Consider the following 20,055-nt stretch of genomic DNA (forward strand, 5'->3'; position numbering starts at 1 on the left):
CATGGTCAGTGGAGTCACTGTAACGGACTTTCAAGTCGGACCCAAGGGCATTTTTAGCCAAAAATGCGCTGCAGTTCGGCCAGACGCTCTTGTTCAGACATGGCTTTTAACTGTTGGATCACTGACGGAGTCAGCTTACGGATTGAGCCACGGCTGAACTCACGAATTTGACGCTCAGCAGAAGTCTCAGTGATCTGGCTTCTCGCGGCGCTCAGTAAAGCTTTGCATTCTGCTTTAGCTGGCACAAAACCCAGTTTGTCAGCATAGGCACTCAGCATTTGTTTGCTGGCGTCCTGACGAACCAGAGCGCAATACTCCTGATTGCTGTACTGGTACTGTTGTTCAACAGTCACAGGATTGGTTTGTACAGACATACTGAATAAAGCGGCAGTGAATAAAACAGACATGGTCGGCTCCTATGGGCAGTTCGTTTAACTGCGCGCATTTTGAGCAGATTATGTGACAGTCAGGTGACGGATAGCGGAGAAAAATCATGACAGAAGCATAAGATTTACTAATGCTTCTGTCATTTTAGCTCACGTATTACTGCACCAGCAGGCCGGCTTTCACCACTGCGGCCGGTTGCTCCAGCTGCTTGATGTGCTGTAAAGGGTCGGCCTTTAGCGCAATTAAATCAGCAAAAGCACCCACTTCGGCAACCCCAACATTTTGCTGGCCCTGATCATTTTTCCAGTTCAGCAAAGTGCCAGCATTCAGCGTAGCTGCCTGAATGGCCTGCAGCGGCGTCATGCCCCATTGCACCATGTAAGCAAACTGGCGGGCATTCAGACCATGCTGATAGACGCCAGCATCGGTACCAAACGCCATTTTCACACCGGCTTTCACCGCTTTCTGGAAATTCTGCCGCTGAATTAACCCGACTTTTTTCTCTTTTTCCAGTGACTCCGGCAGAATACCGGCCTTTTCACCTTCGGATAAAATAAAGTCGCTGACATAGACATCCATCACCAGGTAAGTGCCATGCTTTTTCGCCAGCGCTATAGCGTCATCGTCAATAAAGCTGCCGTGTTCAATGGAATCCACCCCAGCCTGAATGGCGCGTTTAATGCCCTGTAACCCATGGGCATGAGCCGCTACAATACGGCCCCTGTCATGCGCTTCTTCAATCAGCGCTGTCATTTCTTCCAGATTGTACTGGCTGGCGTTAACGTCAGTATTTTTGGATAACACCCCACCAGTCGCGGTGAATTTGATCACGTCTGCGCCGTATTTAATATTTTCCCGCACTTTGGCGCGGATTTCGTCCGGCCCGTTGGCCACACCACCACTGTTGGCGCGGTAAATATGCGGCAGCAGGTTGTTGTCGCAGTGGCCGCCGGTAATACAAAGAGTCCGGGCCGCAGTGCGCATGCGCGGTCCGGCAATTTCACCTTCGTCTATGGCATCACGTAACGCCACATCGGAAAAACCACCGGCGCCTAAATTACGCACTGTGGTAAAACCGGCCTTTAAGGTAGCTTCAGCCGCTTTCACGCCATAAATGGCTTCACGGGCCGGGGTTTCTGCCAGCGCCCGGTAGCCATGTTTATTTGGGTCCGAGGTCAGGTGCACATGCATGTCAATTAAACCCGGCAATACGTGGTAGGCCGACCAGTCCAGCACAGGCACATCAGCAGGTGCGTCCTTGGCTGCTACTATGGCACTGATCCGCCCCTGTTCAACCAACAACGCCTGATTCTCTCGGTATTTTCCGCTACGAACATCCAACAACTTGCCGGTCAGTATCACTTGCTCAACCGCTACGGCCTGCCCTGCTAGCACCAGCAACCCCGGAACTACCCACTTCATCATTCCACTTTTCCTTGCTTCGCCGCCACTAACTCAGCCACCTGCTGCTCCAGTTGTTCCAGTTTGGCGCGGGTGCGGGCCAGTACCTGCGTCTGCACATCAAATTCTTCCCGCGAGACAAAATCCAGCTGACTGAGCTTGTTCTGTAAGGTCTGCTTGATTTTTCCTTCAATATCGTCGGCCATTTCCCGCACTTTAGGTGGGATGCTGTTGCCAATCTGACGTGCCATTTCTTCAATTTTCTTTGGATCAATCATGGTCGTTCTCCTTTTGTTGTTTTCATTCTACGGCCAGAACTGCAGAACGCGAATGAAATCTGCCGCAAAAACCAGATAGAATGTCCGGCTTAGCGGAGGACCCAACCCAAGTGAAGCTCAATCCCCAACAAAACGAAGCCGTAAAGTACATCAGTGGCCCTTGCCTGGTGCTGGCTGGCGCCGGCAGCGGCAAAACCCGCGTGATCACCAACAAGATTGCTTATCTGATTGAAGAATGTGGTCTGGCGGCCAAACATATCGCCGCAGTCACTTTTACCAACAAAGCGGCCAGGGAAATGAAAGAGCGGATCAGCCACCAATTGCCACGCCCCTTGCTGCGCGGTTTGACGGTATCGACCTTCCATACCCTGGGGCTGGATATTCTGAAAAAAGAATACAAAGCCATTGGCTACAAGGCGAACTTCACTCTGTTTGACGATCAGGACAGTATGGCCCTGCTGAAGGAGCTGACCGAAGCCGAGCTGCAAGGGGACAAAGATCAGCTGAAACTGCTGATGAGCAAAATCTCCAATTGGAAAAATGATTTGTTATTGCCTAGTCAGGCACTGGCTCAGGCCAAAGACCCACAAAGTATCAGCTTTGCCAACTATTACCAGCAGTATGCCCAGCAGCTGCGGGCTTATAACGCACTGGATTTCGACGACCTGATTATGATGCCGACGCTGCTGTTTGCTGCCAATGAGCAAGTACGGCAAAAGTGGCAGCAGAAGATTCAGTACCTGCTGGTGGACGAATACCAGGACACCAACACCAGTCAGTACGAACTGGTGAAATGGCTGGTCGGTGAACGGCAACGTTTTACTGTGGTGGGCGACGATGACCAGTCGATTTATTCCTGGCGCGGTGCCAAACCACAAAACCTGGTGCTGCTTGGCAAAGACTTTCCGAACCTGAAAGTGATTAAGCTGGAGCAGAACTACCGTTCGGCCGAGCGTATTCTGAAATGCGCCAATATTCTGATCGCCAACAACCCGCATGAATACGACAAGAAGCTGTTCAGTGAACTGGGTTATGGCGTGCCGTTACGGGTACTGCCGACCCGCAACGAAGAAGACGAAGCGGAAAAAGTCGTGGCCGAGATTATTTCGCACCGCTTCGTCAACCGCACTCAATACAAGGATTACGCCTTACTGTATCGCGGCAACCATCAGGCCCGGGTGTTTGAAAAAGCCCTGATGACCAACCGTATCCCCTACAAAATATCCGGCGGCACCTCGTTTTTTTCCCGTAGTGAAATTAAAGACATCATGGCGTATCTGCGGTTGCTGGTGAACCAGGACGATGACAACGCGCTGTTGCGGGTGGTCAATGTGCCACGGCGGGAGATTGGCGCCGCGACTCTGGAAAAAGTCGGCAGCCTGGCCAACGAAAAACACATCAGCCTGTTTGCTGCCTGCTTTGAACCTGAACTGGCCGAGCGCTTACCTGCCCGCAGCCTGACGGCTGTGACTTCTTTTGCCAACTGGATTAACCGGCTGGCCGAGCAGGCGCTGCGCAGCGAACCAAAAGAAGCAGTGCGGGACCTGATCCGGCAAAGTAATTACGAAGCCTGGTTGTTTGAAACCAGTGCCAGTGGCAAAGCCGCCGAAATGGCGCTGAAAAACATCAATGAACTGTACCGCTGGGTCAGCGAAATGCTGGACGGCAAAGACGATGAAGAACCACTGACCTTAAGTGAAGTGGTCACCAAACTGACACTGCGCGACATGATGGAACGGCAGGAACAGGAAGACAATGCTGACCAGGTGCAGCTGATGACCATGCATGCCTCTAAAGGCCTGGAGTTTCCTTTTGTGTTTATTGTCGGCATGGAAGAAGGCCTGTTGCCGCACCAAAGCAGCATTGACGAAGACAATGTCGAAGAAGAGCGCCGGCTGGCCTATGTTGGTATCACCAGGGCACAACGTGAGCTCGTGTTTACCTATGCCCGCGAGCGTCGTCAGTACGGCGAAATCGTCAAACCTGAACCCAGTCGTTTTCTCGATGAGTTACCGCCGGATGATCTGGAATGGGCAAAACCTGGTGTGGTGAAAACCGAACAGGAACGGCAACAAACCGGCCTGGCACATCTGGACAGGTTACGCCAGCTGCTGAAAAAGCCCTGATTGCTGCACAGCAACCGCCACTGGCTGCTCAGTGAAATAATAGCCGCCAGCCTGCGCCATCAGCTGCTGGATTTCTTTTTGTTCTGCATGGCCTGCAATCAGCTTGAATTGACGGCTCTGCGCCAGTTGTTGCAGCACTTGCAGTAACTGGCGACGGCTTTCACTGCGTGGCAGACTGCGGCTAAATGCAGTATCCAGCACCACAAAATCGAATGGGTACTGCACCAATAAGCCTAAGGCGGCCACTTCTGCAGCAAACTGATCCAGTGACAAACGCACACCCAGACGTTTCAACTGATGTAAATTGGCCAGTTGTGTCGCCGACAATCGCAATAAATCCGCTTCCGTAAAACCCAGAACCAGTTGATGCAAAGGCAAAGCAGACTGATGCAGTTGCTGCGTCAGTTTATCCAGTAGTAAGTGGTTACTTAACCAGGCTGGGCTCAGGCTCAGACACAACACGGCCCCCTGCTCCCACTGCGACGACATGCTGCTCAGTTGCTGCAGTAACATCAACTCAATGTCCGGCATTAAACCTGCCTGGGTGGCCTGGCGGCTCAGTTCCTGTTGCTGGGTAGCATCGGCCTGCAGCCAGGACAAACTGGCCTGATAACCGACCAGGTCGGTTGATTCTGCCGCTATCAGAGGACGCAATTGCGGCTGAAATTGCCGTTGTTGAACGGCCTGTTGCAGCGCTTGTTCCTGCCCCAGTTCCTGCAGCATTTGCGAGCGCATGCTGTCATTGAAAATCACAAAGCGGTTACGGCCAAAGGATTTCGCCTGGTACATAGCGGCGTCAGCATCGCGCAGCAACTCGTCTGCATGCTGGTACCAGTTCTGATAGCAGGCAATGCCGATACTGGCACCGGAGCACACCTGATTCCCTTCCAGGTTCATCGGCTGACGCACAGATTCAATTAAACGCTCCGCCACTTCTTCCGCGTCGACTTCATGCTGAATTTTGCCCAGCAGGATCACGAATTCATCGCCACCTAAACGGGCGACTAAATCGTGTTCCCGCACTGCTTGCTGCAAACGACGGCTCACTTCAATCAGGAACAGGTCGCCTATGTGGTGACCAAGGGTGTCGTTGATCAGCTTAAAGCGGTCGAGGTCGATAAACAGCAAAGCAAAGTTAGTGGCTGAATCCCGGTTGCGGTACGAAAACCGTTGTTTAAGCTGCATCAGAAACATTTGTCGGTTCGCCAGACCTGTTAATGCATCGTGGTTGGCTTCGAAAAATAGTTGTTCTTCGGCTTTTTTCCGTTCTTCGACCTGCAAACGTAAAAACAAATTAGTCTGGCGCAGTTCACGGGTGCGTTCGAAAATGCGTTTTTCTAAATCTTCGTGATGTTGTTTTTGCTGTTCTGTCGTCAGTTTCCGGCTGATCGCCACCGCGATGTGCTGAGACACAAACTTCAATAACACCAGCTCCTGCTCGCTATATTGGTGGCTGTTGTCATAACATTGCAGCGCTATCACACCCAGGATCTGGTTGCCAATTTGCAGTGGAGCGCCAAGCCAGCTGGTACACATCGGCTGATAACCCGGATTACTGACCTGCCGCTCTACCTCACCGGATTGGATCAACTGCTGCAGCTGCACTTGTGTGACTAAACGGGCCTCACCAGACCGAATCACATATTCAGTCAGGCCACGCTGCAAAGGTCGCTGCTTTTGCGTAGGGCTGTACTGATCCAGATAGAAAGGGAAATTCAGCTGCTGTCCGTCTTTGTCCAGCAAAGCAATGTAGCAATTATCCGCTTGCAGCAGTTCACTCAAAATGCTGTGCACTTCGCGGTAAAAACTGGACATATCGGAGCTGGCGGCAGTCAGCTCGGAGATTTTGTATAAGGCCGCCTGCAGCATTTCAGCATGGCTACGTTCGCGAATTTCATGCTGCAGCGAGTCATTAGTATTGCGCAGCTGCTGCGTGCGTTCACGCACTGTTTGTTCAAGTAGCTCACGGCTGCGCACCCGATCAATGGCGGTCACGGTATGAATGGCAATATGGCTGATCAGCGCCAGGTCGTGTTCGTTATAACCCGCATCCGCCTGATAACTCTGAATAGCCATCACACCGATCACCCGCTCACCGCGGCAAAGCGGAACGCCTAACCAGTGCATAGGCGCAGAACCTTGTGCCTGTATCTGACCTTCCTGCACCAGACGGTGAAACCCTGCTTCGTCACAAAGCAGTGCTTTGCCACGTCGGGCAACATACCCAGTCAAGCCGGAGGCAAAGGCTTCCGAAGGAGCATCAAGCAAAATTTGTTGGTCTTTTTCGTCGGCAAAATATTCAGGCCGGAAGGTACCGTCTTGGTCAATCAGCGCAACATAGAAGTTATCAGCACGCAGCTGCTGATTCAGCAACTGGTGAATAGCGGGATAAAACTCACGCATTTCTTTAATGCCGGATGCCAGCTCAGACAGGTTCAGCAACGCGCCCTGTATGGTGTATGCCCGCTTATAGCCAGACAACAGCGTACGCATGCGGCGTAGCTGGCTGTGCCAGACTGCAGGAATAACGGAGCTGAGCTTTTGGTCCTTCAAGGTGTTCTCTGTATTCTTATTATTAGTTGCGGCGAGTGCCAAAACGGCAGCCTCTATTATGCACAAAGTCTGACCAAATGGAATGACTGATTTTTAATCTGTAGCCATGCAGTTAGACAGATTCCGATCTGGCTTAGAATTAAATGACATAGAACGCAGACATATGGGCAGGAAAGCAGCAAAACACAGCAATAAAAAAAGCCGCGACCCGGGCGGCTTCTTTCAACACCAACAGATTAGATACCGTCGGTCATAAACTTAATTGCAGCCGCCAGCTCGTCTTCAGAGCAATCACCACAAGTACCGCGAGCAGGCATAGAACGAATACCTTCTATTGCGTGTTTCAGCAACACGTCAGCGCCTTGAGCCAAACGAGGTTTCCAGTCAGCAGCTTCCCCCTTTTTCGGTGCACCTAAGGCGCCAGTGCCGTGACAGGCAAAACAAGCCCCCTGGAAGACCTGCTCGCCAGTGCGAGGGCCTTTTGGACCAGTGTCAACAGCAGCTTCCGCACCTGCCAGATAAACCTGACCTACAGGCTCAAGACGTTTTTTCAGTGCGTCGTTATCGGTTTCCTGAGCGACTGCGTTGACCAGGGCAGCAGAAGTAATCAGGGCGAGGATAAGCGTTAATTTTTTCATCTGTGTGATCCCGTTCAAAGCCTTCTTAGTTTTGGGGCATTATAGCGTTGCAAGCCTTAACTGTGGAAGCCCCTGTATTTACTGGTGTTTCATTTGCGACGAAACGCATGCAAATCTTTAGTTCAAATTCATTATAACAAGTTGTTTTTGGACGCTCTTTTTTATCTAAAAAAAGTTCAGTCCGGGCCTATGCAATCACCCTGATTGTGGTAGTCTGTTTGTCCGGTTTTGACCTTACCCTTACCATCCACTTTGCAAGGGTCGTCAACCCCGAAAAAATACTCACAATTGGATGTATAAGAAAAACAATAAGGGAATAGGTAGTTTACCCCTTCTTTTTCTTTTCAAAACAAACACTTAAAAACACACAACCAGAACATGCTGCGGCACGTGCTGTATTCAGCCTATGGTCTTTCCACAAAGTTATCCACAGACTAAGCAAGCAGCTCACTGCATTCAGCTGGCTCCGATCCTGATGTTATGGCATGCTAAAAAAAAGCGTTTTCAGGATATTCCTTTATGGCCTCTGCCCCACAAAATCCGCTGATCCTGGTGGATGGTTCGTCTTACTTATTCCGTGCCTACCACTCGCCTCCGCATCTGACAAATTCACGCGGGGAAGCCACTGGTGCCATCTACGGCGTAGTCAATATGCTGAAAAGTTTGCTGAAGCAGTACCAGCCAGATGAAATGGTGGTGGTGTTTGATGCCAAAGGGCCTACCTTCCGCAATGAAATGTATGCCGACTACAAGGCGCATCGCCCGCCGATGCCTGACGATTTGCGCACACAGATTGAACCTCTGCATAAAATTATTCAGGCGATGGGCTTGCCGCTGCTTTGCATCAGTGGCGTAGAAGCCGACGACGTGATCGGTACATTGGCAATGCAATACAGCCAGCTCGGCCGGCATGTACTGATTTCCACAGGTGATAAAGACATGGCACAGCTGGTGACGGATAAGGTCACGCTGATCAATACCATGACGGATACCCTGTTGGACCCTGCAGGCGTGCAGGAAAAATTTGGCATAGGCCCGGATCTGATCATCGATTACCTGGCATTAATGGGCGACAAAGTGGATAACATCCCAGGGTTGCCAGGTGTGGGTGAAAAAACTGCATTAGCCCTATTACAAGGCATAGGCTCCATTGCGCAGCTGTACCAACGCCTCGACGAGATTGCGGCTTTAGGTTTCCGGGGTAGCAAGACGATTGCGGATAAAATGCGTGAGCATCAGAGCCAACTGGAGTTGTCCTACCAACTGGCCACCATCAAAACAGACGTGCAGCTGAACCTGACCGAAGAACAGCTGAAAATCAGTGCCGCCGATCTGTCCGCACTTGCCGAACTTTACAAAGATTGCGAATTCAGACGCTGGCTCAGTGAAGTGCTGTCAGCCCAGGAGAAATCTGCACCGCCCGCTCAAGCCAGTTTGTTTAGTGACGCTGAGACTGAACTGCCCACTGAAGTGCAAACCAGCCAAGCAGCAGCCGAGTATGATTGCATCCTGACCGCTGAAGCCTTTGCTGCGTTACTGAAGCGGCTGCAGCAAGCCGAACTGGTGGCCCTGGACACCGAAACCACCAGCCTCGATTATATGGTGGCCGAACTGGTCGGCATGTCTTTTGCGTTTGCTGCGGGTGATGCCTGCTATTTGCCTTTGGCCCATGACTATGTCGGCGCGCCGGAACAACTGAACCGTGACCAGGTATTGGCAGAATTGAAGCCCTGGCTGGAAAATGCCACTGCAGCCAAAGTGGGCCAGAACCTGAAGTACGATATGAGTGTACTGGCCAGGTACGGTATCACACTGCAGGGCATTCAATTTGACACCATGCTGGAGTCTTATGTGTTTAACAGCACCGGCTCCCGCCATGATATGGACTCACTGGCGCTGAAGTACCTGGGCCATAAAACCATCAGCTTTGAAGAGATCGCTGGCAAAGGCGCTAAACAGCTCACCTTTAACCAGATTGCCATTGAACAGGCGACTGCTTATGCCGCCGAAGATGCGGACATCACCTTACGCTTACATCAGACCTTGTGGCCGCAGTTGGCAGAAAATACCGACCAAGCCAAAGTACTGACCGACATTGAAGTGCCGCTGCTCAGCGTATTGTCCAGGGTGGAACGGCAGGGAGTGCGAATTGACCCGCAGTTGCTACGCCAGCAAAGCCAGCAACTGGCCGAACGTATTGCCGAATTGGAACAACAGGCGTACCAGCTGGCCGGCAAAGAATTCAACCTGGCATCCCCGAAGCAGTTACAGGAAATTCTGTTTGAGCAAATGGGCTTACCGGTGATCAAAAAAACCCCAGGCGGCACCCCTTCGACCGCAGAAGAAGTGCTGGTGGAGCTGGCTCATGATTACGAATTTCCGAAACTGATTATGGAGCACAGAGGACTGAGTAAGCTGAAGTCCACTTACACCGACAAGCTGCCGCTGTCAGTGAATGCGCAAACAGGCCGGGTTCATACCTCGTATCATCAGGCCGTCGCCGCCACTGGCCGTCTGAGTTCAACCGAACCCAACCTGCAGAATATTCCAATCCGCAGTGAAGAAGGTAGGCGCATTCGGCAGGCCTTTATTGCCCGGGATGGTTACACCATTCTGGCTATCGACTATTCGCAAATTGAACTGCGCATCATGGCTCACCTGTCCAGAGATCAGGCTTTGCTAAACGCCTTTGCTCAAGGCAAGGATATCCACAGAGCAACAGCTGCTGAGGTCTTTGGCGTCGCGCTGGACGACGTCAGCACAGAACAGCGTCGTCGCGCCAAGGCCGTTAACTTCGGTTTGATTTATGGCATGTCTGCTTTTGGACTGGCCCGCCAGCTAGACATCAGCAGGTCCGAAGCCCAGCAATATGTTGACCTGTACTTTGAACGTTTTCCAGGCGTGCTTGACTACATGGAGCGCACCCGGGCTCAGGCCCATGACAAAGGCTATGTCGAAACCTTGTTTGGCCGCAGGCTCTATCTGCCCGAAATTAATGCCCAGAATATGGCACGGAAAAAAGCGGCGGAACGGGCCGCCATTAACGCGCCGATGCAAGGCACTGCAGCGGACATCATTAAAAGAGCGATGATTCAGGTCGACTTATGGCAGCAGCAGCAGCCGAAAGAGACCGCGCTGATGATCATGCAGGTCCACGATGAACTGGTGTTCGAAGTGAAAAGCGAAATGTTGGCTGAGGTGACAGCTGAATTAGTAAAATTGATGGAATCGGCAGCGCAGCTGGACGTGCCATTATTGGCCGAAGCAGGCTCCGGCCCGAACTGGGATCAGGCACACTAAAAATATTTACCAAATGGGTGAACTTCGTTGCAACGAAGTTATCTGAAGAGATGTGTGAATGCCCATTCCTGGTATGTTGACCTTCCGCCCCGGTATATCCGGGGCTTTTTTATGCTGTGGCAAAGCCACAGACATCGCCGTAAAACCAGTAAATCAATGAGTAATTCGATTACATTTGCAATACTTTTGGCCAATAAAACCGAAATTTTGTAGTTTAATTACAAACTTCGCCTTGCTTTTTTATTCAACAGTTGTAGAATTCAAAACGTAGGGTACAGAGGTAAGATGTTCTATCTTTCAGCACTAACCAGCATATTTGTTGAGTTAATGACCAGAAAGAAAGGCTTTATTAGCCGCCCCACTGCTTGCAGTGGGGCGTTTTTTTTGTCTGTTAGTTACGGAAAAAACAGAATTGTGAAATAAAACTAGATTTTTTAGAGCAAATACTTCAAACAAGAAAATTTCTGTGTATAATGCAATTGTCTTGTCAAACAAGACACCCTGTTGATTTGAAATTATTGAATAGCTTCTCCCCGTTTGCTATGACCGGCCCCGTAAAGGCCGGTTTTCTTTATTCTGCTCCCAGTAAATCTGAAAACTTTCCGTCTAACAAACAAATGCCTGTAGAGCAGATCTTCGATGCTGGTTACTGCTTGGGTGAATCAAGTGGTCAAAAGGGAAGACAATCTAGATGCGCGAGGGTGCCAGAATGCACCCCCTGAGTGAATAGCGACTTATTGGCTGTCGGCCTGAGGCTCCAGGCCTTGCGGATAAAACCATTGATCCAACACTTGCTCCAGCTCTGCCAGACCTAATTTAGTTAATGAGCTAAACACCTGTACTGTCACATCTCCCATAAAAGCCAACGAAGCTTCACGAACTTCCATCAGTACTTTTTTGCGTGGCCCAGGGCTCAGTTTGTCTGCTTTGGTCAGTAACAACAAAACTGGCAGTTGACTACCGACGGCCCAATGGATTAAATCCTGGTCCAGATCTTTCAGCGGGTGACGGATATCCATCAGCACCACCAAGCCTTTCAGGCTGTCACGCTTGACGAGGTATTCGCTTAAGGATTTTTGCCACTTCAGTTTAACTTCAAGTGGTACCTGAGCGTAACCATAACCTGGTAAATCGATAAGACGCTGGTCTTCTCCCAAGGCAAATGTATTGATCAGCTGAGTCCGACCTGGTGTTTTACTGGTACGAGCCAGGCTTTTCTGCCGGGTCAGTGTATTTAAAGCACTGGATTTTCCCGCATTAGAGCGTCCGGCGAACGCAACTTCGATGCCAGTATCTGCAGGTAATGCTTTAATGTCTGGGGCGCTAGTCAGAAAACTGGCTTTCTGATAATTGATTAAGGCTTTGTACACAGCCTGCTCCGATGGAAAAATTTGCGTTAGTGTAACGGATCCTGCCGATCCACAGAAGCATTACTCCACTTTATGGGATTCTCAGTGGGCAAGAATCGTGTAAAATAGGCATAAATTATAAGGTCATTCACAACTTGGTTGCCAGCTTGCTGGTGGGTCATCGCGGACAGAGACGGAAAAAAATGAAAAAATTCGCACTTCCACTCATGCTTCTTGTAGGTTTAGTGGGTTCAGCTTCAGCATTCGACGGTAATGCAGAAGCAGGAAAAGCCAAATCAGCAACATGTGCAGCCTGCCATGGTATGGATGGCAACAGCCCAACCGACATGTACCCTAAAATTGCCGGTCAGCATGCTGGTTATATCTTCAAACAGCTGAAAGAATTCAAACTGGGTGCAGAAACCGGCGGCAAACAAGGCCGTAATAACGCGGTGATGGCCGGTATGGTGGCGGCATTATCTGAGCAAGACATGAAAGACCTGGCTGCTTACTTTGCCAGCCAAACCATGAAACCAGGCAGCACCCCAGAAGATGTGGTTGCTAAAGGTGAAAAATTATTCCGCTCAGGTGATAAAGAACGCGGCATTGCTGCCTGTATCGCTTGTCACGGTCCACGTGGTGTCGGTCACAGCATGGCAGGCTTCCCGAAAATTTCGTTCCAGCACGCTGCTTACATTAAAACTCAGCTGGAATCGTTCCGTGCAGGCACCCGTTCTAACGATATGAACGGTATGATGCGCGATGTAGCGAAAAAGCTGACTGACGAAGATATCGAAGTGTTATCTAAATACGTCGGTGGCCTGCACTAACAGCTACAGCACCAGCAAAAAGCCAGTCGGAAGATTGGCTTTTTGCTGCCAGGCCCAAAGAAAAAGGCCCACCTGTGGTGGGCCTTTTTCTTCAGTTCGAATTACTTCGTTGCTTCTTCAGCTTTTGGCTGTTCAGCTTCTTCACCGATACCTAATAGTTCAACGTCAAATACAAGTACGCTGTTCGCTGGGATAGTGCCCATATCACGCTCGCCGTAGGCTAAATCGCTAGGGATAGTGAATTTGAACTTAGAGCCAACGCTCATCAGCTGCACACCTTCAGTCCAGCCTTTGATCACCTGATTCAGCGGGAATTGTGCCGGACCACGCTCTTTGGAACTGTCAAACTCAGTACCATCAGTCAGTGTACCAGTGTAATGCACACGCACGACGTCCGTCGCTTTTGGTTTTGGACCATCAGCGGCTTGCACTACTTCATACTGCAGGCCAGATTCTGTCACTGTCACGCCTGGTTTCTTAGCATTTTGTTCCAGGTAAGCTTTCCCAGCAGCGATGTTTTGCTCGGCCTGAGCTTTAGCCAGTTCAGTTTGTTTCTCACGCGCAGTTTGCTCTAACGCCACCATCACTTTCTGCACTTCTTCTTCAGTCAGCTGAGCTTTGCCAGCCAGTTGGTCCTGAATACCACGCAGGATCACGTCAGAAGCCAGAGGTAAACCCAGTTTTTCGTGCTCTTTGATCGTGCTGTCGATAAAGCGGCCAGCGGATACGCCCAGGCTGTACGATTGTTTAGCAGCATCTGTGTCCAGAGTCAGTGGTTTTGGTTGTTCTGCTTCTTTATTGCAAGCAGTTAACGTGAAGACGGCTACCGCAATCAGCGATACCTTAGTCATTAAGCGCATGTAGTTCTCCGATAAATTACGCAGGTTGAGCTGTCAAAATTATGTTTTAATAAGTCTAAAGGTGTGAAACCACGGTCCTATACTAACGGTTTGTGCGTATGACGTTAACCCATGGTGCGAAATATCTGTCGCTTTTTTTGGTCATTGGTCTGCTGGGCTGTAACAAAGTTCAACCAGAGCCGGTTCGGCAGGTGCTGCACAGCGAAAATCCCTCTTATGCAGCCAGCATCGACCAGGCTGGTAACAAGGTTGCCGTCTCCGCGGTGGACGCTGGCGTCACGGTCTGGGACATCCACAACGACACAGCTTTGTATGCGTTAAAGCACCAAGGAAAGGCAGATAACCAAATCCTTGCCTTAAGTCTGAGTCCGGATGGCAGTTCGCTCGCCACCGCAGACAGCCAGAATTTCGCCTTATGGCAGATGAGTGATGGTAAAAACCTCGGTTTCTGGGCTGTCAAGGACGCGACCATCCGGGACCTGGCCGTGGCCGACAACGGCCAAAGCCTGCTAATCGCGCAAAGTGATGGCAAAGTCCAGCACCTGACACTGGCGACAGGCAGACGACTGGAGTTTCTCGGTCACAGCGAAAACGTCAACTCGGTTGATTTGTCCGCCAACGGCCGCTTTGCGTTAAGCGGCTCGAATGATCATTACGCTTATTTCTGGGACACCAACAGCGCCCAAATCATTTACAGTTTTCCGCACCCGAACCGGGTGACCAAAGTGGTGCTGGACCAGCAAGGGCGTTACGCCTTTACCTCTGGCAGCGAAGTCACAGCGTTTATCTGGGATTTGAAAACCGGTAAAAAAATCAGTCAGCTGGCGCTATCCAGGGCCCAAATAATTACGGCGGCCCGCTTTAGTCCTGATGGACGCTTTTTGGTCACGGGGTCGCCATCGCGCGCTTTAGCCTTGTGGGACGTACACAGTGGTAAAAAGGTTCAGCAATGGCAGGTTCGGGCCATTCTGAACAGCAGACCGGCCAGTGCCGTGGTGCATGCGGTCGCTTTCTTATCCGACCAACAGATTATCAGTGAAAGTTCCAGTGGTATTGCCGAAGTATGGGAGGTTCGTAAGTGACTCAGGCCGAGACTGATCAGCTGCAACAGCAGATCATCGATTTAGAAAGTAAACTGGCATTTCAGGAGGACGCAGTGTTCGCCCTGAACAATGAATTGCTGGAACACCAGAAACGCATAGAGAAGTTGCAGCGCCAAGTGATTTTACTGGCAGAAAAACTCAGTCGGGGTGGTCAGAGCGACATTTTGACGCCAGAAGAGGAACCACCACCGCCGCATTATTAGGCCAGGCCTTTATTCGGGTTTAAATACCCCAATCACCTGTTCAGCAGGGCGCGCCTGTTTGGCGACTTGCTGTTCAGGCTGCACCATCTGATAGTGGCACTGCACGCACTCTACCTTTTCCACATTGTTTTCCTGAAACAACATCATGGTGTCGACGGCTTTGCATTCCGGGCAGGTGGCGCCAGCAATAAAACGTTTTTTCTTCCGGATCGTCGTGTTCATACTCTACAATTCGCTTTTTTGTCAGATGTCTGATGGTTTGGCCTGTCAACAGGCCCAGTGTGCTCAGGACCCCGTTTTATGATCCAGCTGCAACAACTTGAACTGCGCCGTGGCATTAAATGCCTGTTGAAGGACGCTAATCTTACCGTATTTCCAGGCCAGCGCGTCGGAATAATTGGTGCCAACGGTTGTGGCAAATCCAGTTTATTCGCCTTGCTGCAACACAAACTGCAGCCGGATGCCGGCACAGTCAGTATTCCATCCAGCTGGAGCATCGCTACGGTCGCCCAGGAAACGCCGGCGCTCGACATCAGCGCGATGGATTATGTACTGCAGGGCGACAGCCAATTGTACCCTTTATTGCAGCAGTTGAAGATCACCGACGGTTCTGTGGATCTAGCCTCGGTGCATCACCAGATTGAAGCGCTGGACGGCTACCGTGCCGAAGCCAAAGCGGGCACCTTACTGGACGGTCTGGGGTTTTCTGGCGCCGCACAGCAACACAGCGTTAAATCATTTTCGGGTGGCTGGCGGATGCGCCTGAACCTGGCCCGTGCGCTGATGCAACCGGCCCAGCTGCTGCTGCTCGACGAACCAACCAACCACCTTGATTTAGACGCAGTGCTCTGGCTGGAAAAATACCTGGCCGGTTATGACGGCACCTTATTGCTGATCAGCCACGACCGCGATTTCCTCGACGCCGTAGTGGATGGCACAGTGCATATTGAGCACCAGACTTTAACGCTTTACAAAGGCAACTACAGCGCCTTTGAACGCCAGCGCGCCGAACATTTAGCCCAACAGCAATCCAACTTTGAGAAGCAACAGCGTCAGGTAGCGCACCTGCAAAAGTTTATCGACCGCTTTAAAGCTCAAGCCACCAAAGCCAAGCAGGCTCAGAGCCGGATCAAGGCACTGGAACGCATGACCTTATTAGCCCCGGCCCATGTCGACTCACCGTTTCACTTTGAGTTTTTACCGCCGCGCACGTTACCAAATCCTTTGTTGAAGCTGGAAAACGTCAAAGCCGGTTACGGCGACACCAGCATACTGCAGCAGATTAACTTTCAGCTGCTGCCTGGCAGCCGTATCGGTTTGTTAGGCCGCAATGGCGCAGGTAAATCCACGCTGATTAAGCTGCTGTCTGGCAGTATGCCGCCGCAGGCTGGTGACCTCTGGTATGCCAGTGGTGTGTCTATTGGTTATTTCGCCCAGCACCAATTGGAAACCCTGCGACCACAAGATTCGCCCTTACAACACTTAGTCCGCTTAGCGCCAAACGCCACAGAGCAGCAACTGCGCGATTATATTGGTGGTTTTGGTTTCCATGGCGATAAAGCGCTGGAAGCCTGCGCGCCGTTTTCTGGCGGCGAAAAAGCCCGCCTGGTGTTGGCGTTGCTGGTGTATCAGCGCCCTAACCTGCTGCTGCTGGACGAACCGACCAACCACCTGGACCTCGACATGCGCGAAGCCATTGTGATGGCGCTGCAGAGCTTTGAAGGCGCCATTGTGGTGGTATCGCACGACCGCCATTTATTGGCCAGCACCACAGACGAGTTTTATCTGGTCGCGCATGGCAAGGTCGCCCCTTTTGCTGGCGATCTGGCCGATTATTACCAGTGGTTACAACAGGACCAAAAAGCCAGCGCCGAGCCTAAGGCCGAAGCGGCCGGCAGTGCGGTGCAACGTAAGGATCAAAAACGACTGGAAGCTGACCTGCGCAACCTACTGCGGCCACTGAAGCAAAAAATTGAGAAGTTGGAGCAACAGCAGGATAAGCTGCAACAGGCGCTGTCGGCCATTGAACAGCAGCTGGCCGATACCAGCCTGTACGAGGCCAGTCGCAAAGCCGATTTAACCCGTGTGCTGAACGAACAGCAGCAACAACAGAAAACGCTGCAACAAACCGAAGAAGACTGGTTTGCCGCTCAGGAAGAATGGGAAGAAAAAACCGAAGGCTTCTGGGCCCAGCAGAATGGATAATACCCAGTTCTGGCAGTTCAGTCTGGCTTTGTACCCGCCTAATCAGCAACTGTTGCTGCAATGGCAGGACCACTACCAGCTGAACGTCAATCTGGCGTTGTTTCTGCTGTTTTTACACCGGCACCAGCAACCGCTGTCTGAAGCTGGTTTAGTGTCGCTGCAACAGCAGTTGCAGCTGTTCGGTCAGCAAGTCACCCAGCCACTGCGTTCGGTGCGCCGTGCCGTACCTACGCCCTGGCTGGACGAAAACCTGCAGCGGCCATTTCGCCAGCAGCTACTCCACGCTGAGCTGGCGGCCGAACAGCTGGAGCAGCAGCTGTTGCTGCAGCACTATGCTCAACTCCCTGGCGCCACCACTGGCAGCGCCAATGCAGAGCTGCTGACCCGCTACCTAGAGTTATTGCAGGCACCCACCGGGCAGCTACAGCAGCAGATTATTGATCTGTATCAACAAGCAGAACAGCTGCAGCAGCCCTAGCCAGCAGACTTTGATCTACATCAGATCAGCCGTACGCCTCTCTCACTAAGCTGGGTATATATCCACAGAGAAGGAGCAACACCATGAATGTCTGGCAACAATTTGTGCAAGACCCGGTCATTTTTATTTCATTCAGCGGTCTGGCGCTGGTGATTGGGCTCTGCCTGTTTTATGCGGGTTATTTTCTGTATAAAACCAGCCATAACGAATAACCAGGCCGGTCAGCGGATTAACTGAGGTTTCAGCTGCTCCAGCTGCCACAGCGTCAGGCCAAATATGGTCAATTGTGGATTCGCTCCCAGGCTGCTCGGCAGTATGGAGCCATCCAGCACCGACAGGTTGTGCAGCTGGTGATGGCCACCATCCGGACGCACCACCCCTTTGGCCGGGTCTTGGCTCATGCTACAGCCTCCCATCACATGGGCACTGGCCAAAGTACAAAGGTAAGGTGCCAGTTCCAGCTGGTTGATAGCGGTTTTCGCTTCTGACCAGCTGCGGTAATGCAGAGCCTGTTGGTGCAGCGGCAGCACAGTTTTGGCACCGGCAGCAAACTGCACTTCTGCCATAGCCAATAATGCCTTGCGGGCGCCTTGCCAGAAGTAAGGGCTAAAGGGGTAATGCAATACAGGCTCGGCCGCTGCATCCAGTTTCACCACGCCACCGGGACTGTCCGGATGAAAACCATCGCGCAACAGCGCAATACACACCTGTAGCTGATTAAACTGCTGCATTAACGCGGCATGCGCTTCGGCATGACCGGTCAGTTTGCTGGCCATTAACACAGGATGCACAGGTGCCACTTCCAGCTTAAACCCCATACTGCCATCGTCAGGCCAGACAAACTGGTCCGAATACACCGACTGTGGTGCACCACAGTGGCCGGCGATCTGCTCTGGATAAAAAGCCCCTGAAATCAGGCTTGGGTGCAGGCAGGTGCGTTTGCCCAATTGGGCGTACGGGTCCGGCGCACCTGAGCGCAGCAGTAACGCCGGTGAACCCAGGGCTCCGGCCGCCAAAATAAAATGCCTGGCTTCAAACCGAAGCAGCGGGCTGCTTTGGGGCTGAAAATACGAGTCCACCGGCACAGCTTCCAGCGCTTGCACTGTGGAGCCAGACCACAACAAGCGTCTGGCACTGAGGTTACTGATCAATAAAGCGCCATGCTGTAACGCTGCCGGAATGGCACTGACCAGCATCGATTGTTTGGCATTTAGCGGGCAGCCCATACCGCAGTAGCCCAAATTCGCACAACCTTTTACATTACGGTGGATCTGGCTGTAGCTCCAACCAAGCTGCTCGCAGCCCTGACGCAGTTTGTCATTGTTGGCATTGGGCGCGATGGCCCAAGGGGAGATATTCAGCCGCTGCTCGGCCTGCTGGAAATAAGGATCCAGCTGTTCGGGACTGAATGGCAAATCAAACTCAGACCGCCAATAACTTAAAGTCGGCGCCGGCGTGCGAATAGAGGTAGTCCAATTGACGGTGGTAGAGCCTCCGACGGTGCGGCCCTGAAGCAGGCTAATCGCCTGATCGGCTGTTTTGCGGCCTGCGCCATCCTGATACAGCGCCGGGTACGCCCAACGCTCCTGCTGTTGAAACTGCCCCCCTTCCTGTAAAGAGCCCATTTCCAGCAGTATCACGTCCAGCCCGGCCCTGCTTAACTGCTCTGCAGCAGTCGCGCCACCGGCACCAGAGCCGACAATCACCACATCAGCCCGCCAGGTTTGAGCTTCTGTCAGTTGACGGGCATCCAGATAACGCCAACCCGCGGCTACCCCATCGGCAATGATATTTTTACTCATAGCGCAGCAACCGGGTTAAACACAGGCGGCTGATACTGCAATGGCTGCCAGTGCGCCGGGTCGCCATAATAAGCGCCCAGCAGCAGCTCTTTACAAGCCGCATAGGCCTGTTGCATCAGCTGCAGGTAGCTATCACGCCAGCTGTCGAGCAACCGCAAACGCTCCACCAGCGGCAGCTCTGTAAGACTTAACCAATGCCCGGTCAAAGCCAGCCGCAGCAAATCTGTCTCCAGCACAGCAAACAGTTGGTGCAGCTGTGCCTGCTGGCTTTTCGCCAGAAACCCCAGATACTGCAAAACCGCCTGACGGGTCTGCCGGAGTTGCTGCGCCGCCAGTTGAGGGTCGTGCGGCAAGGCACCCGCCAATAACGCGGGCAACAACGCTTCCACGACCAAAGTCGCACTGTCGGCGCTGCCGTCGGCCTGTTGATACTGGTATACTGTCCACCCTGTGCTGGCGCTGACCAGCAGCGCCAGGGTGCTGAAAAGAAACTGGCGTCTGTGCATTGTTGTTCTGGTCCGGCCAGGAAATCGAAAGTTTGA

Annotated in this window: 18 protein-coding genes; 8 read left to right on the top strand and 10 right to left on the bottom strand. The window is 52.0% G+C overall.

Features of this window, described 5'->3' with window-relative positions; all coding sequences use genetic code 11:
• Nucleotides 1–53: 53 nt before the first annotated feature.
• The 3 genes from ACFO3I_RS00930 to ubiK form a co-directional block, all read right to left on the bottom strand.
• A complete protein-coding gene (locus ACFO3I_RS00930; protein ID WP_377330975.1) occupies nt 54–407 on the bottom strand; it encodes a hypothetical protein in 354 nt (117 codons plus the stop codon).
• 136 nt (nt 408–543) lie between these two features.
• The gene (locus ACFO3I_RS00935; RefSeq protein ID WP_377330977.1) at nt 544–1,812 is read right to left on the bottom strand and encodes a Xaa-Pro dipeptidase; all 1,269 of its coding nucleotides are present in this window, start codon (nt 1,810–1,812) and stop codon (nt 544–546) included.
• Nucleotides 1,809–2,066: a ubiquinone biosynthesis accessory factor UbiK gene (ubiK, locus tag ACFO3I_RS00940; RefSeq protein ID WP_377330978.1), complete on the bottom strand. Its 258-nt coding sequence runs from the start codon at nt 2,064–2,066 to the stop codon at nt 1,809–1,811. Before ubiK ends, ACFO3I_RS00935 begins: the two co-directional genes overlap by 4 nt.
• A 110-nt stretch (nt 2,067–2,176) precedes the next feature.
• Between ubiK and rep the strand changes: the two genes are divergently transcribed.
• Nucleotides 2,177–4,192 carry a DNA helicase Rep gene (rep, locus tag ACFO3I_RS00945; RefSeq protein ID WP_465269128.1) on the top strand — a complete coding sequence of 672 codons (2,016 nt, stop codon included), beginning with the start codon at nt 2,177–2,179 and terminating at the stop codon, nt 4,190–4,192.
• Here the strand turns inward: rep and ACFO3I_RS00950 are convergent.
• Both ACFO3I_RS00950 and ACFO3I_RS00955 read right to left on the bottom strand, forming a co-directional pair.
• A complete protein-coding gene (locus ACFO3I_RS00950; RefSeq protein ID WP_377330980.1) occupies nt 4,166–6,745 on the bottom strand; it encodes a bifunctional diguanylate cyclase/phosphodiesterase in 2,580 nt (859 codons plus the stop codon). The two genes, rep and ACFO3I_RS00950, sit on opposite strands and share 27 nt — an antisense overlap.
• Nucleotides 6,746–6,981: 236 nt before the next feature.
• Nucleotides 6,982–7,383: a c-type cytochrome gene (locus ACFO3I_RS00955; RefSeq protein ID WP_377330982.1), complete on the bottom strand. Its 402-nt coding sequence runs from the start codon at nt 7,381–7,383 to the stop codon at nt 6,982–6,984.
• Nucleotides 7,384–7,902: 519 nt separating this feature from the next.
• Between ACFO3I_RS00955 and polA the strand changes: the two genes are divergently transcribed.
• Complete coding sequence (polA, locus tag ACFO3I_RS00960) at nt 7,903–10,683, top strand: DNA polymerase I (RefSeq protein WP_377330984.1); 2,781 nt, start codon at nt 7,903–7,905, stop codon at nt 10,681–10,683.
• Between the two features lie 734 nt (nt 10,684–11,417).
• Here polA and yihA read toward each other — a convergent pair.
• Complete coding sequence (yihA, locus tag ACFO3I_RS00965; RefSeq protein WP_377330986.1) at nt 11,418–12,053, bottom strand: ribosome biogenesis GTP-binding protein YihA/YsxC; 636 nt, start codon at nt 12,051–12,053, stop codon at nt 11,418–11,420.
• A gap of 206 nt (nt 12,054–12,259) precedes the next feature.
• On the opposite strand from yihA, the gene ACFO3I_RS00970 reads away from it, so the two are divergent.
• On the top strand, nt 12,260–12,862 hold the full coding sequence (locus tag ACFO3I_RS00970; protein ID WP_377330987.1) for a c-type cytochrome: 603 nt from the start codon (nt 12,260–12,262) through the stop codon (nt 12,860–12,862).
• 101 nt (nt 12,863–12,963) lie between these two features.
• On the opposite strand, the gene ACFO3I_RS00975 is transcribed toward ACFO3I_RS00970, so the two are convergent.
• The gene (locus ACFO3I_RS00975) at nt 12,964–13,722 is read right to left on the bottom strand and encodes an FKBP-type peptidyl-prolyl cis-trans isomerase (RefSeq protein WP_377330988.1); all 759 of its coding nucleotides are present in this window, start codon (nt 13,720–13,722) and stop codon (nt 12,964–12,966) included.
• Between the two features lie 98 nt (nt 13,723–13,820).
• Here ACFO3I_RS00975 and ACFO3I_RS00980 point away from each other — a divergent pair, with 98 nt between their 5' ends.
• The gene (locus tag ACFO3I_RS00980; protein WP_377330989.1) at nt 13,821–14,804 is read left to right on the top strand and encodes a WD40 repeat domain-containing protein; all 984 of its coding nucleotides are present in this window, start codon (nt 13,821–13,823) and stop codon (nt 14,802–14,804) included.
• Nucleotides 14,801–15,028, top strand: coding sequence for a SlyX family protein (locus tag ACFO3I_RS00985; protein WP_377330991.1), 228 nt, complete (start codon nt 14,801–14,803; stop codon nt 15,026–15,028). Before ACFO3I_RS00980 ends, ACFO3I_RS00985 begins: the two co-directional genes overlap by 4 nt.
• Nucleotides 15,029–15,037: 9 nt before the next feature.
• On the opposite strand, the gene ACFO3I_RS00990 is transcribed toward ACFO3I_RS00985, so the two are convergent.
• Nucleotides 15,038–15,250 (bottom strand): YheV family putative zinc ribbon protein, encoded by a 213-nt coding sequence (locus tag ACFO3I_RS00990; RefSeq protein ID WP_377330993.1) that lies wholly within the window; start codon nt 15,248–15,250, stop codon nt 15,038–15,040.
• 78 nt (nt 15,251–15,328) lie between these two features.
• On the opposite strand from ACFO3I_RS00990, the gene ACFO3I_RS00995 reads away from it, so the two are divergent.
• The 3 genes from ACFO3I_RS00995 to ACFO3I_RS01005 all read left to right on the top strand — a co-directional run bounded on the left by ACFO3I_RS00995 (nt 15,329) and on the right by ACFO3I_RS01005 (nt 17,923).
• Nucleotides 15,329–17,233, top strand: coding sequence for an ATP-binding cassette domain-containing protein (locus tag ACFO3I_RS00995; protein WP_377330994.1), 1,905 nt, complete (start codon nt 15,329–15,331; stop codon nt 17,231–17,233).
• On the top strand, nt 17,226–17,711 hold the full coding sequence (locus ACFO3I_RS01000; RefSeq protein ID WP_377330995.1) for a TIGR02444 family protein: 486 nt from the start codon (nt 17,226–17,228) through the stop codon (nt 17,709–17,711). Before ACFO3I_RS00995 ends, ACFO3I_RS01000 begins: the two co-directional genes overlap by 8 nt.
• Nucleotides 17,712–17,794: 83 nt before the next feature.
• Nucleotides 17,795–17,923: a DUF3149 domain-containing protein gene (locus tag ACFO3I_RS01005; RefSeq protein WP_377330997.1), complete on the top strand. Its 129-nt coding sequence runs from the start codon at nt 17,795–17,797 to the stop codon at nt 17,921–17,923.
• Between the two features lie 9 nt (nt 17,924–17,932).
• Here the strand turns inward: ACFO3I_RS01005 and ACFO3I_RS01010 are convergent, their stop codons facing one another.
• Nucleotides 17,933–19,513, bottom strand: coding sequence for a GMC family oxidoreductase N-terminal domain-containing protein (locus tag ACFO3I_RS01010; protein WP_377330998.1), 1,581 nt, complete (start codon nt 19,511–19,513; stop codon nt 17,933–17,935).
• A complete protein-coding gene (locus ACFO3I_RS01015) occupies nt 19,510–20,019 on the bottom strand; it encodes a hypothetical protein (protein ID WP_377331000.1) in 510 nt (169 codons plus the stop codon). Before ACFO3I_RS01015 ends, ACFO3I_RS01010 begins: the two co-directional genes overlap by 4 nt.
• Nucleotides 20,020–20,055: the final 36 nt, after the last annotated feature.

The organism is Rheinheimera marina (assembly GCF_042654345.1).
Classification (GTDB): Bacteria; Pseudomonadota; Gammaproteobacteria; order Enterobacterales; family Alteromonadaceae; genus Pararheinheimera; species Pararheinheimera marina.